We start from the raw sequence: 13,497 nt of genomic DNA on the forward strand, positions 1-13,497 counted from the left end.
CTGGAAAAGGTCGGTGATTGACGATAAGGATCATGCGCCTATGCTACACGAGGGGGTCGAGGGGCGATAGGGTATCTGTCGGTAATCCGCCATTCCCAGCGGTGATCGCAGACCATATGCCGGGTGCGCACCCCTTCAGGACCACCGGCCGCCGGCGGATACCGCGCCTCGGCGACCTACCCACGGCGTCCTGCATGGGGGGATAAAGAGCACGAATGACGCCCTAGCCTTAGGTGTCATTGTCGCCTCGGATATCCCATTTGAGCGTGATTAAGAGTGTCATTGAGGACCGGCCGAGTCTTATACTTACAACCGGTCCCGTGCAGGATGTGCGCTATCTATGGCGGGACCGCGCGGGCGTCGGTTGTCCGTACGAAATCCTCCCATAGATAAAGGTGGTGAACGATGCAGGTTGGTCCTAGAGAAATCACAAATCCTTTTCGTCCTATCCCCCTCGAAGTGCCAGAGGGTATGAAGCCCAACGAATTCTTCAACAGCACGGAAAATCTCAACGATCTTACAGATAACAATGGCCTCCTCAAAAATCCGGAAGGATTGCTGCTGTACAGAAAGGCCATTGCGCACAGCAACGAGTTCGACACATCCATCATCTACAACACCGCACGCAGCATCCTCGATCCTCTCGGACGGCCGGCGCGACGCACGCAGGTTCCGGACAACGTCAAGAATGTCTGGAATCGTATGAACGAAGTCATAATCTCCTACATGCTCGAGCGGTATCCGGATCCCGACCAGGCGCTCGTATTGTCGGGCGAGGCGAGCCTGGATGCCACATGGCCGCTTACATCTCCGGGCGTGCCGAGTATTCGCATGCTGCACAATCACTTCATCGTGTTCGACAAGACGCAGTTGCGGGAGGCCAATATGGCTGACCCGGAGAATCCGAATCTCACGGATGGCGGCCAGAACTCGCTTTTTCAGGCCTACATGCGTGATGTTTATCTCGATTTCTTTGCAGGCCTCGATCTCGAAATACTGAAGACCTGCGAGCACGGCTCCTGCAAGATCGCGTTGACGGGCTATCCGCAGGGCCTTCCCAGCTGGGAGGTTCAAGGGGGCGTGGAATCTCTGAAGAAGGTACGGTTCTGGAAGGAGTACGACACGATCCTGAAGGGGTTCATAGATTTCTATAGGACCTTCTTCGGGCAGGTATCGACACGTAACGCCCCCATGCCGCGCGACATATATTTCCCGGACCTGGTCGAAGACAAGCTGCTTTTTAACGGCAACTTCCTGAAGACCGCGAAGATGGTGCGCGACCACTGCATACGGGATGCCCGTTACGCCAACGCGATCCGCTGGCAGCCGGCATTCAAACAGCTCATTTACCGCAATGACACGGGTAAGCTCATCGTGACCATAAGCCAGAACTCGATCGGCAATGCCATCACCGAGCTCTTGGGTGTCGTGGTCAAGCGCGTGCCGGATGCCGATGGCTATGCTCGTACCGAGCCCGCATTGCTGGAAAAGCTGTTCGAGGTACGCCGGCGCCTGGTGGATCTGGATCTCGGTGAGGCCATTGCCACGAAGCACTGGGGTACGCAATAGACGGCGCCGGCACGAAGCGGGCTTTTGGGGTAACGCCCTCGACCGCTGATTCTTTGGGGGGCGGCCCCCGGCGGGCGCCAGGGGCGGTGATGGCGTGCCGTGCGCGGGCGGATCACGAAAGGGGGGCGAGCGATATGGGTCGGGGATACCGACAGGGGCGTCAGGGAGTGGGGCGGCGTGGAGGAACCGGCCGTTATGGGCGGTGACGTCGATGCCAAGACCGCCATGGCCGGTGCCGGGGGCGGATGGCAGCGCGCGCGGCGCGGGAAGGCGCGGCGCAGGACCGGGCCCGATTTTGGGGGGGATTGTTAAAGAGTACAACATAGGCGTTGACAGCCCTGGAATGGGCTGCTACAAAGCCGCCATCGCGGCACGACCGCTTATTTGGAGGGCCCGCTACCCAATGGGTAGTAGTAGCGAGACAGCCAAGACCTGAAGGCAGACCCCCCGCTTCGCATGACGCCGGATCGCGGTCGCCTTTGGGTAGACCGTGGGTCCGGGCCCCATCACAGTCCCGTCCCACCCAAAATCGCATCATAAAGAGACGAGGGTCCGCTCGCCGTCGCGCGTGCGTGGCCCGGTTTCAAGGACATACCGGGGATCGCTCATGCAAGTGCATGTTCTTCAAGCGTTACGGGCGGCGCTTTTGCGAGCCAAGGCGGCGCAGGCGCGGCAAATCGAGCGGCGCGCCAAGGTCAAGCCGCCGGATGGCGAGACCGATGAGATGGTGGTGCCGGAGGCGCTGCTGGTGCGCGTGCAAGATCGCCTGCGAATCGCGCGACTGCGTAACGGCCCCAAGACCCTCGGCAACCGCATCGCATTGTGGCTTGCGCTCATCGGCCCCGGTCTTCTTGTCATGCTCGGGGATAATGACGCCGGCGGCGTCATTACCTACTCGCAGACCGGTGCGGTCTACGGTCTCGGGGTCTTTTTGCCGATCATGATCCCGCTCGGCATCATGGCGTATTTCGTTCAGGAGATGACCATACGTCTCGGGGCGGTCACGCGCCGGGGCCATGCGGAGCTGATCTGGAAGCGCTACGGGGCCTTTTGGGGGATATTCTCGATCGCCGACCTCGTGATCGCCAACATCCTGACGCTCATGACCGAGTTCATCGGGGTGCGCGTGGGGGGCGATGTCTTCGGTCTATCGCATTGGCTCACGGTCCCCGTCACGCTCATTTTCGTGGCCTTCGTGCTCGTGTTCCTGCGCTACTGGACATGGGAGCGGATTGCGCTTTTCATAGCCGTTTTGAACCTCGTATTCGTTCCTCTGGCGCTGTTGTCGCACCCCGATTGGTCGGCGGTGGGACGGGCTTTCGTGGGCGGCAACTGGCTGGTGCCCGGGGGATTGCTGTCATCCGGGTTTCTGGTGCTGTTGTCGGCCAATATCGGGACGACGATCGCCCCATGGCAGCTCTTTTTCCAGCAGTCGTGCATCGTCGACAAGGGCCTGCTGCCTCACGACATCGACGCCAGTCGGCGCGATCTGATGCTGGGGGTCACCGGGATGGTGATCGTGGCCATGGCCATCATCATACTGACCGGGCAGCATCTTCATGTGCTTCCCAATGCCAAGGATCTGAACGTGGAGGGCGTTCTCGCGGCCCTCAAGGATCATGTCGGCGGCTGGGCGACGGATCTTTTCGCGCTCGGCCTGATAGAGGCCGGCCTCATCTCATCGATCGTGATCACCGCCAGCACCGCGTGGGCGATGGGGGAGGCGCTCAATCTCCCGCGATCCTTGAACGATGCCCCGCGCAAGGCCTGGGCCTTCTATGCGCCGGCGGTCGTAGGTTCCGCGGTCTCCGCGGGGGTCGTCATGTTGCCGCATGTGCCGCTTGGCTTTTTGAACATCACAGTCCAGGTGATTGCCACGATCTTCATGCCGGCGGCGATGCTGTTTCTTCTCATGCTCGTAAACGACGCCGAACTCATGGGGCCGTTTGTGAATAGTCGTAACCGCAACATCGGTGCGGTCGTAATCATGGTGTTACTGATCGTCTGTAACGCCCTTTATGGGATCACCACGGTGTTCCCGCATGTGTTCGGGGGTGCGAAGTGAAACGTGTCGAACAAGTCGATTATGCCGAGCTCGCGCGCCTATTGCGTGAGGAGGGCTGGGATAGGCCGCTACCCGAGGTCGGCCCGCGGCCCCTGAAGGCCTGGCAGCAGTGGGTGTTCTGGGGCCTGCGGTTTTATATCGTGGTCATGCTGATGATCGTGATCTGGGCCTTTTCTCACGGCGCCCGCTCCTAGCCTACAAGGGGAGGCCCCGGCCCGGCCGGGGAGGCGGCAGAAGGTTGACGGCATGGGGGTCCATCGGGACACGCGACCCAATGGATCTTGGCGGCGACGGGCCACCGTGAGCGCGCTCAGACCGTACAGCGGGGCTCGCTATGGGTAGTGGGCCCGGTGTCCATCGTCCCGGTAACGGGGCTTCGAAGGCCGCTGGCCCTGGTCCGGGCCCTCCGGGGCCGCGGGACTCAGCCTGGAATCGACTGCGCAAGCCACCAACCGCCACCACCCCAGGTTCCCACCCACAGGGCTGCGCCGATCGCGCTCCAGATGGCGAACGGCCGAAAGCCCATCTCGGCGCTGCCGGCGATATAGCCCTGCAGTTGACGCAAGGGCACGATATAGCGCCCGACAATAACGATCACCGCGCCATAGCGGCGAAAGAGCTCATGGACGCGCTCGACCATGACGGGTTTCACCCCGATATATTTCCCATAGCGCAAGAGGCCTGCGTGTCCATAACGGGTCCCCAGTCCGTAGGCGACATAGGCGCCGAGCACCGAGGCGAGCAGTGCGAGCGGGAGCGCTTCGGCGATGCCGAAGGCGCCCTTGGCGGCGAGAAAGCCTGCGGTGACTACGACGGCTTCGCCTGGCGCAAACACGACCCCCATGTTTTCAATGAACAGGATTACCACCAAGCCCCAAAGTCCATAGCGATGCATGACCGGCGTGGCGATGTGGATGAGGTGCGCGAGCGTCGCGAGAAACCAATGACTCATAAAGAAGATCTATCCCATTTGACCAGTTAATGCGGTGTTGTGCGGCACTCCGGGGGCCGCGGCCTTCATGACGGTCGGTCATGCGCCAAGGCAGACCGGCGCCTAATCCTCGTCCAATGGCAACGAGTCCACCCCGATGATGCCGGCGGATCGACCGGTCTCACCAGGCGCGGTATCCATGGCGCGGGGCTCTCACCCAGTGCCCATTATGACATCTATTGGGGCCGCGGTCCTGATCGGGCATGGCCCAAACCCTGGACGCCTCCTCGCCACCCATTGTGCGCCACCTGTCTTGCAAATGTCATCGTTTGGTCACGATAAGCCCTAAGAATGCCGTCCAACAAACAAACAAACAAATATCCAAGGGAGGATATTTATGGCGATCGGTGTCGGCGTGACGGGGCGGGCGAAGCAGGGGCTCAAACGGGGGCCGGGCGGTTATGGGCGCGTGCCCGCCGCTATCCTGGCGGCTATGGCCCTGGGATGGGGCGTGGCGCATGCCGACACCACCACGCCGAGCCATCCGGCAGCCCCTACCGGGGGTATCAATATCGGGGCCGTGCACGCCGAGACCGGCCAGTCGAAGGACGCCAAGGCGCTCAAGAAAACCGATAAGAAGCTCACCGCTCAGCAAATCTTTCACAGCGCGCAATCCGAACTCCTGATAGGCCATCATCAGTTGCAGGCGGCAGGCCCGGTCGGCGGGGCGGCGCAGGCGCTTGCGCAATCCCCGGGTGTGCGTGTCGTGAGCCCCGGTGCGGTGGGTGCGCAACGGGCGGCGATCAGCATAAACGGCATAGAGCAGGGTTGGGGCGGCCTGCAGGGACTGACTTCCAATGGTCTTTTAGCGGTGACGTTCGACGGCGTCCCGATGAACAACCCCGGATCGGGGCTGTGGTCTACGCCGCAAATCCCCGAGCTGTCGCTGATATCGGGCATTAATGTCATTTACGGTCCGGGAAATCCCGACAGCCGCTGGTACGACAGTCTTGGCGGCACTATCGGGTTCGTGCCCGTGCAACCCACCAAGAATGCGGGCGCCAACGTCGGCATAACGCTCGGCAGCTATGGCACGGAAGGCTTCCACTTCGCGGTTCGCACTGGGCTTCATAACGGCTATTCGGCGGTTTTGGCGGCGGGCGCCACGCAGTCCAATGATTATATCCAATCGCAGGAGGATGGCTTCGCAAACCCCAGCCATGATCAGGCCATTTATGGCAAGGTGGTAAAGCTTCTGGCCAATGGAAGCGTGGGCCTGGGCGCCTATATTGCCGACTCCCATTCCTATCGCCCGGCGTTCATTCCGATCACGCCCATAGCGGGACTCACGGTAAACGGCTTTACGAGTACCGGGGCCACGATCCCGGGACCACTCTATAGTGAAACCACTTCGGGATATTACGGCGGTACACCGTTTGGCGTATGGCATAAGCAAGCCGAGAACGCCACCTATCTCGTCTATATGCCCGTGACCCTGCGCTTTTCGCCGGTGACCGCACTGCACGACACGCTGTGGTATCGTCATGGAAACCGTTTGCACAATCACTACAACGACTTCAACCAGGGCGCCAACAATCTCTTCGAATACAACAATCCCCATACCGCGACCTTTGGGGACAAGTTTGTTTTCGATTTCGCCCTGCCACGTAATGCGGTCGCGGCCGGCGGTTACTATCTCTATAGCGTCTACGACACGCGCAATGCCTTTTACAGTCCGGAGGTCACGAGCCCGTCGGGCATTCCGTTTACATACTCCTATCCGTCCAAGTACCGAAGCGGGTATTTTTACCAGAATTTTGCCGCCGCCTTCGTGCAGGATCGGATCGCCATCGTGCGTGGCCTCAGCGTAACGCCGGGGGTGCGGATCGCCTATTTCGGTACGACCTACGCCAATCACGCGACCACGGACTTTCCGCAGGCCAATCTCGCTTACGATCCCGAGACGCAGCCCAACAGCTCGACGACCTTCACGAAGGTCGAGCCGTCGCTTGACATTCGTTATCAGTGGACGCGAAACCTTGCGCTTTATGCCCAGACCTCCACGGCCTATCAAAATCCCGAGGTTGGTGGAGGCGGGGGCCCCTACCAGGCGCTGCCGTCGTCGGTGCTGGTCCCGACCGAGGGCCGGTACGATACCGCAGGCCTGCATGTGCTCGTGCGACATTCGGGGATGGCGCGCCGTTTCCGGCTGAACCTCGATTATTACCGCCTGTCGATCACAAACCAGTTCATCAGTGTGACGACCAGCAATGGCAGTGCCATAGAGGCTACGGGCGACAGCCTTTATCAAGGGGTAAACCTCTCTTCGGCGGACAACCCGGTGGGAGGCCTGCATGTGTTCGGCAACGTCGGCTATGAGCGGGCGCATTATGTGAACTACACGACGGGCGGTGTGGCGTTTGCGGGCCTCGCCGTGCCCTATGTGCCGACCGAGACGCTCACGGCCGGGGCGTCGTATCGGTATTTCGGTGATGGAATTGTCTATGACCCCAAGCTTTGGACGACCTTTACCGGGAGCCAGAATATCTTCAACAATGACACCGGCGCGCCATCCTCGCAGACGCTTCCGGCCTACAATATCTGGAGCGCCTCACTTGGCCTTACGGTGCCCGTCGGGAACACGAACGGGCGCGCGGACAAGATGAAGATCGTGTTGTCGGTTCTCAATCTCCTGAACAAGCGCTTCAATGAATATGCCTATGTGACATCGGGCGGCTATCTCGGGGGCAACAGTGCGGGGGCGACCCTCGGCTATCCCGGGGCCCCGCGCACCTATTACGTGTCCGCGGATTTCAGTTTTTAGGCCTATGTTGCGCCAAGCAAAAGACATGTACCCATGGCCTTTCAAAGCATCGTGAGAAAATCCCGGACCCCTGCCCTTGCGGCACGGCGAGGGTGTCCATAAGCGCCATGGCGCGTTTGCCGTGGATTGGGTCGGGTCGCCACCCCCTCCGTGTGGGGGTGGACAACCAGCCGTTCGGCCGGCAATGCCCCCTCCGTGTGGGGGCGGCGCGCTCGTTTCCCAACGCCCAGCCCCCTGCGATCAGTGCCCCGTGATCGCCGAGGCCTTGCAGGCCCTGGACCTCACGCGACGGGCCGAGTAGAAGTGCCATCCGATCTTGCAGGGCCCGCGAGGGACGTCCCTGTAGAGTTCTCGCGCGCTCACTGCCGCCCCATGTCCTCGAGGTCTTGATGGCGGATGCGACCACGGAACGCGCTGCGGAGGTGCGGGTGTATCGCGAGCCGCTGCCAGAAATTCGCAAGCGCATGCCGGTCAACGTCGTACGTGCGATGCGTCGGCAATGGTGCGCGTCGCCTGCCCAAAGGGTGAGTCCCTGACGGCCGTCGGCCGCCTGTGTGCGCTCATCTCGAAGGGGGCTGGACGCAGGTCCGCGCCACCAAGGGTTTTCTCGAAGCCCTGAACGCAGGCCAATGTTCGGGCGGTCCAGGGTGCAGCCCGCGGTTATGGCCGGTTCCCGTACCGTGATCTTCCGGGTCGCCGGCACGCGCGACCTCTCGCAGATCGACCCGCATATGGCCGGCCAATCCACAGAACATTCGACAATGCCAGGAGGGTAATCTCACGACCAACAATCTTGTGGTTATCCTCCCTGTCGTTCGCGAGACCCTCGAGCGCCACAAGCCGCGATCACGATCGCCAGAATAAGCAAAAGAGCTGTCGCGGGCCCTTATGGTAGTCGCGCGGTAGTGGTTCGCAAGGCCATAAGCACGCTCTCGGTCCAGCTCTGCCGACGCAGATCGAGCTTCAAGGCAAATGCCAGTCTCGTCATGTAGGGCATGCGCAAGGTGGCCCTCAGGCGCTTGAGCTTGTCGGCGGTTTCCGGGGGAAGGGTGGGGATGGAGTCCTGTAGCGCTTGGGCGTGGGCATCGATGGCCTGCAGGACCTGGGAGGGCTTTTTGTGGAGCATCCGGCGGATGCGCGTCGCGATACTTGCGCAGCCGATGGTGTTGTGGGGGTGCTGTCTATAGAGGATGTAGGGTTCCTGGTCGAAGAACACCGGTCCGCCATGGGCGGACACGACGATATAGGACCACCAATCATGGAGGGAGATCTTCGGAGGCCGCGATCGGGCGATGATGTCTGCGGCCAGGCGGTTCAAAAGGATGGTGCAGCCGGTGGCGATATTCTGCGCGAGCGCTGCGGGAAAAGGGAGGTCGGCGCAAAAGGCGGGCGACGCGCGCAGCGGCCGCAGGTCGCGATCGACGAGCCTTTGTCGACCGCAGTAAAGCGCCGGGCGATCCGTGATGCCGTGCAGGACATGGGCAGCGCGGGCGAGCTTTTCCGGCAGCCAGACATCATCCTGGTCTGCGAAGGCGACGAACGGATATCCCTGTGCCGCCCGCACGAGTGTCATGTAGCTTTCGAGCACACCGAGCCGTCCCGAAGGCGCTGTAAGCTCATGGCAGCGGGCCTTGCCGACGCGCGCGCCAAACTCGCTCATTAGGGCGCGCGTGCGGTCGCTCGAGCCGTCGTCGCGCCAGATGAGGCGCCAATACGGGTATGTCTGACGCTCCAAGCTCGCGAGCTGGTCTGCGAGGTAGGCCTCACCGTTGTAGGTCGATAGCAGGATGGCAACCGTGTCGGCTCCGCCGGTATGGGTGCACCGGACATTGTCGTGTGCTTCATGCATCATGTGCCGCCTCCCTGGGTGTCGGGACTCGTGTGCGACGGCCTTTCTCTGCGGTTGTCCGAAAATGGCCGACCGAATCGACCGCGCCTCGCAATTCCCCACGCGATGAGGGTGCCCCTGCCGCCGGTCGAATGGGGCTGTGATCTCGGGAACGGATGAGGCAGGACCGGCGCTTGTAACACGCCCTGCCGCTCGCATGGGCCATAGGCGCAGCGTCCTTCAAGCCGGCGATGGACGCGTGTTGAAGTCCGCGCACATTGATGGGGTGTGTCGTGCGGCATCGGCATCGGGATATAACTCGATCGTCATGGTGACATGGAGGCGAATGCGCAATGCCATATCGTCGTGTCCTGTGATGCCATGGCTCCAGCGCGCATTCACGGGATAGGCGTATAGGGTCAGGGGGTGGACGGTATCCTCCAGATGCATGCGGATCGTGAGCCCCTCCTGCCCCATCAAGGCCAGGCCTTCACCGTCGAGCGGCAGCGGCAGGGGCCGGGCGGCGTTATCCGTCAGCGATGCGAGCGATCCCCGCGCCTCGACGGTGTGCCCCAGGCCGTCTTTGATGGTAAGGACGAGCGTGCCGTCGCACGGCCCCGCACGGGTCCCGACCAGGATATCCAGGCCATGGAGGGTGCCGGTGACGGCATGCGGTATGGCAAAGCGCGCCTCGATCGGTGTGTCTGGGCGCAGGTCGACAGGGGCAGGTTCGGTGTTCGGGGCGCCATACGGGACATCGATAATCGACGGGGCGCCATGCCAGGGTTTGGGGGTACGCGGCGGTTTGGCGAGGTCGAACTGTTCATGGTCGAGACTTAAGTTTGGGTTATAGCCGGGGTCGCTTGCGAACATCGGACCCCACCGCCATTGCATATAGGCGCATTCCGAGGCGAAGCGCTTACGGTTTGCCGGTGTCCGCTCGTCCCCCCGCGACTTGGACTCGTGGTGGTAGAGGACCGCCTGCGGTACCCAGACGTTCCGGTAGCCGGCCTCGCGCAGACGCAGGCACAGATCGACATCGTTGAAGGCCACGGGGAGATTTTCCGACATGCCCCCCAAGGCCTCCCAATGCTGTTTGCGCATGACAAGGCAGGCCCCGGTCACGGCGGTAACGGTCTGGATGAGGGCCGCCCGGCCGAAATACCCGCCGCTGTCGCCGCCGACATGCTTGTGGAGGTGGCTTGCGATCCCGCCGATACCGAGGACCACTCCGCCGTGCTGGATGGTACCGTCGGGGTAGAGGAGCTTGGCCCCGACCGCGCCAACTCCGGGGCGTTGGGCATGGGCGACCATCTCCGCGAGCCACTCGGGTGCGATGGCCTCGGTGTCATTGTTGAGAAGACACAGAAATTCCCCCGAGCACTGCGGTACCGCCCAGTTGTGCATGTGTGCATAATTGAACTCCGCATCGTAGTGCAGGAGTGTGATACGCCCCTCGCGCTTTAAGCTTGCCAGATAGGTCAGGGTCTCGGGGTCGTCGCTCTGGTTGTCGATGACCACGATCTCCCGATCCGGATAAACGGTCCGCTCGAGACTGTTCAGGCAGGTCCGCAGGACATCGACACCATTGCGGGTGGGGATGATGAGGCTTACGGTGGGGCGGCCTTTGACCGACAGCCTCGGCAGATGATGGACACCGTTACATACGGCGTCCATGGCAAACCGCGCGCCCTCGGTGCTCAGGAATTCTTGTACCGCCTTGCGTGAGGCCTCGATACAGTAGGGCTTGGCGTCGAGCGAGGCGGCGGTGGAATTGGGCAGGGTGCGCCAGTGGTACAAGACCGCCGGGATATGGCGGATCTTGTGGGCATCAAGCCCTGTCGTGAAGCGCAGCACCAGGTCCCAGTCCTGACTGCCCTCGTAGCCTGCACGGAATCCGCCGATGGCGAGCGCGCGCTCGCGACGGTATACCCCAAGATGGCTGACATAGTTTTGGCCTAAGAGCAGGTCCGGGTTCCAATCGGGCTTGAAATAGGCATCGTGGCGTGTGCCGCGCACGTCGACCTTGTCCTCGTCGCTATAGAGCAGATCGACATGCGGATGGTGCAGGATCTCCGCGGCCACCCAGTAGAGGGCGTGTTCGGCCAGCAGGTCATCGTGGTCCAGGAGCGCTATGAACTCGCCCGTGGCCATGGCCAAGGCATCGTTCGAGGTGCGCGAGATATGGCCGTTCTTGGCCCGGAAGTGGACACGGATCCGGGTATCGCGCTTCGCGTAATCCTGCAGAATGCGGCGCACGCGCGGGTCCGGGGAGGCGTCGTCTGCGATACAAAGCTCCCAATGCGGATAGAGCTGATGGCGGACCGAGTCTATGGCGGCTTGCAGAAAACGCGGCGGGGCATTGTAGACCGGCATGATCACCGAGATCATGGGCGGGTGGGTCCAGGAGGCGATCTGGCGGCGGATGGCGCCGCGATCCGCATCGGTCAGGGTATCGTAGCGCCGCACCCACAGCGCGTAGTCCTGCTCGAGCAGGTTTCTGTAGGCGCTTCGCCCCCAGACGGCCAGCGCGTCCTTGGCACGCGCCGGCAGCGGTAGGCGATGGAGCAGGGATTTGGCGAGTGCGCGCCGCTGCATGCGTTGCGGCGGACCCCCTATGAGCGCCTGCCGGGCGGCGCGCAACCGCGTCGCCGTGCGCCGGAGGGGCTCTGTGAGGCGCCAGGATCGGGAGGTGGTGATCTGCTGGAGGGTGGCGCGGGTCGTCTCCAGATCCTTCTGTGCGGCCTGGAGCTGCTTCAGGGGTGGTCGTTCCGGGTTTTGGGCATATAGCGCAAGCCAGCCCTCGAGCGCGCCGAGCGCATCGCCGTGCGTAGGCGGAGTGGACAATCGTACCGCTATGGTATCGGCATGGGCGACGAACTCTTCCGGGATCGCCAATTCGATCCAGGAGTCGTTATCCCACAGCCACAGCCCGACCCCGGTGTCCAATGACGCAGAGGGCGATAGCCCCCGCCGGGATTCCCCGAACAGCGATTCGCGCCGGCCGTCCCATACCCAGAGGGCGCGCGGTCCGCGATAGAGCGCAAGGTCATGGAGGCGCAGATAACACGGCCAATCGCCCGGGTCGAGTCTCAGGCGGCGTTTGGTGGGGGTCGCGGGCAGTCGCAGGCGCAGGGTATGGGGCCCGGAGCCGAGGGGCAACGGCCGTGCGGCCCGTCGTGTCTCGCAATAATCCTCATGGACGTCCCGCCAATAGACCGCTACGCCAATGGAAGGGCGCGGCGGGCTCAGGTCCGATCCCTTTCGGGGCGCCGGCAGGGCATATTCCTCGGGGACGGCCTCCATGACGAATTGATAGACTGCGGCGTCCGGAATCTCGGGGAGTAGGGTCTGCCACAGCAATTGCGGTATCTTCTCGTGATGCCCTGGCGGGTGCGCGAACTCCGTGTGCTGGATATCCAGGACCGTGTGGTCGACGACCTGCCCCCGCCACCCGGCCTCCGCAAGCGTGCGCAGAAAGCTTTCTCTCGTGAAGAACCGGAGATGCGTACGATCCAGGAGGCCTTCGTCGCGATACCGGAAATCCCCAGACATGAGCTCCCGTATCACACCCCCGTGGGCGATATTGGGTACCGACACCAGCAGTCGGCCGTGATCCGTAAGCAGGGGTTTGATGCGCCTTAGGAAATCCGTCGGTTCACGCAGGTGTTCGAGGATATCGGCGCAGACCACGACATCGTATCGTCGGTCGCCCAGGTGCGAGAGCATCCGGGCGTCCTCCACGTCGAGTTCCCAGACATCGCGATAATAGGGTCGCGCCAGGGCCGCCGCCTCGGGGTTGATTTCGATGCCATCAACGATACAGTGCCGGGCTTCGCTCAAGTGCTGTCCCAGGCGCCCCACGGCGCACCCGACATCCAGCACCTTGGTCGCGGGTGCGATCTGCTGGGCGATCTTGGCGAGGCTGTCGTTGCCGTGGGGGTCGACGGCGTTGCGATGGTAGATATGCGAGATCTCGTTCATAGGGGCCCCTGCAAGGATGGATGACGGCACACCTCGGACATCCCGCTTTGGCGGTATGAGAGCATCCCGTATGCGGCCTGTCATCGGCCGTGAGTCCTATGCCGGACCCGGGGCGCCCCACCTGTTATCAGTCCGGGCCTGCCAGGGATCGACGCGGCTGTGCGGGGAGGGTCCTTAAAGCCTCAGGATTCATCGCCAGCGCTGTCAAAACGGGCATGGGTCGCTGTAACGGTCTATCGGCCTATACGCTAGGCCAGGGTATATCCGTACCTATCGGGTCGGTGGGTAAGGGGCGT

The 13,497-nt window shown here is 62.4% G+C and carries 7 protein-coding genes; 4 read left to right on the forward strand and 3 right to left on the reverse strand.

Annotation, left to right across the window (positions count from 1 at the left end):
- Window positions 1–405: 405 nt before the first annotated feature.
- The 3 genes from C4900_RS05845 to C4900_RS05860 all read left to right on the forward strand — a co-directional run bounded on the left by C4900_RS05845 (window position 406) and on the right by C4900_RS05860 (window position 3,828).
- Entirely contained in the window at window positions 406–1,569 is a 1,164-nt protein-coding gene (locus C4900_RS05845) for a hypothetical protein (protein ID WP_065968922.1), read from the forward strand.
- Window positions 1,570–2,293: 724 nt separating this feature from the next.
- Entirely contained in the window at window positions 2,294–3,634 is a 1,341-nt protein-coding gene (locus tag C4900_RS05855; protein WP_065969088.1) for an NRAMP family divalent metal transporter, read from the forward strand.
- A complete protein-coding gene (locus C4900_RS05860; protein ID WP_065969086.1) occupies window positions 3,631–3,828 on the forward strand; it encodes a hypothetical protein in 198 nt (65 codons plus the stop codon). Before C4900_RS05855 ends, C4900_RS05860 begins: the two co-directional genes overlap by 4 nt.
- 227 nt (window positions 3,829–4,055) lie before the next feature.
- On the opposite strand, the gene C4900_RS05865 is transcribed toward C4900_RS05860, so the two are convergent.
- Window positions 4,056–4,586 (reverse strand): DedA family protein, encoded by a 531-nt coding sequence (locus tag C4900_RS05865; protein ID WP_083995649.1) that lies wholly within the window; start codon window positions 4,584–4,586, stop codon window positions 4,056–4,058.
- 376 nt (window positions 4,587–4,962) lie between these two features.
- Between C4900_RS05865 and C4900_RS05870 the strand changes: the two genes are divergently transcribed.
- Window positions 4,963–7,389, forward strand: coding sequence for a TonB-dependent receptor (locus C4900_RS05870; protein WP_114282564.1), 2,427 nt, complete (start codon window positions 4,963–4,965; stop codon window positions 7,387–7,389).
- Window positions 7,390–8,275: 886 nt separating this feature from the next.
- On the opposite strand, the gene C4900_RS05875 is transcribed toward C4900_RS05870, so the two are convergent.
- On the reverse strand, window positions 8,276–9,241 hold the full coding sequence (locus C4900_RS05875) for a glycosyltransferase family 2 protein (RefSeq protein WP_170132424.1): 966 nt from the start codon (window positions 9,239–9,241) through the stop codon (window positions 8,276–8,278).
- Between the two features lie 216 nt (window positions 9,242–9,457).
- On the reverse strand, window positions 9,458–13,201 hold the full coding sequence (locus C4900_RS05880; RefSeq protein ID WP_170132425.1) for a glycosyltransferase: 3,744 nt from the start codon (window positions 13,199–13,201) through the stop codon (window positions 9,458–9,460).
- Window positions 13,202–13,497 lie beyond the last annotated feature (296 nt).

Source organism: Acidiferrobacter thiooxydans, assembly GCF_003333315.1.
GTDB lineage: Bacteria > Pseudomonadota > Gammaproteobacteria > Acidiferrobacterales > Acidiferrobacteraceae > Acidiferrobacter > Acidiferrobacter thiooxydans.

Coding starts and splice junctions, on each gene's coding strand:
- C4900_RS05865 (WP_083995649.1), bottom strand. CDS start 4,586: ATGAGTCATTGGTTTCTCGCGACGCTCGCGCACCTCATCCACATCGCC.
- C4900_RS05855 (WP_065969088.1), top strand. CDS start 2,294: ATGGTGGTGCCGGAGGCGCTGCTGGTGCGCGTGCAAGATCGCCTGCGA.
- C4900_RS05880 (WP_170132425.1), bottom strand. CDS start 13,201: ATGAACGAGATCTCGCATATCTACCATCGCAACGCCGTCGACCCCCAC.
- C4900_RS05875 (WP_170132424.1), bottom strand. CDS start 9,241: ATGATGCATGAAGCACACGACAATGTCCGGTGCACCCATACCGGCGGA.
- C4900_RS05870 (WP_114282564.1), top strand. CDS start 4,963: ATGGCGATCGGTGTCGGCGTGACGGGGCGGGCGAAGCAGGGGCTCAAA.
- C4900_RS05845 (WP_065968922.1), top strand. CDS start 406: ATGCAGGTTGGTCCTAGAGAAATCACAAATCCTTTTCGTCCTATCCCC.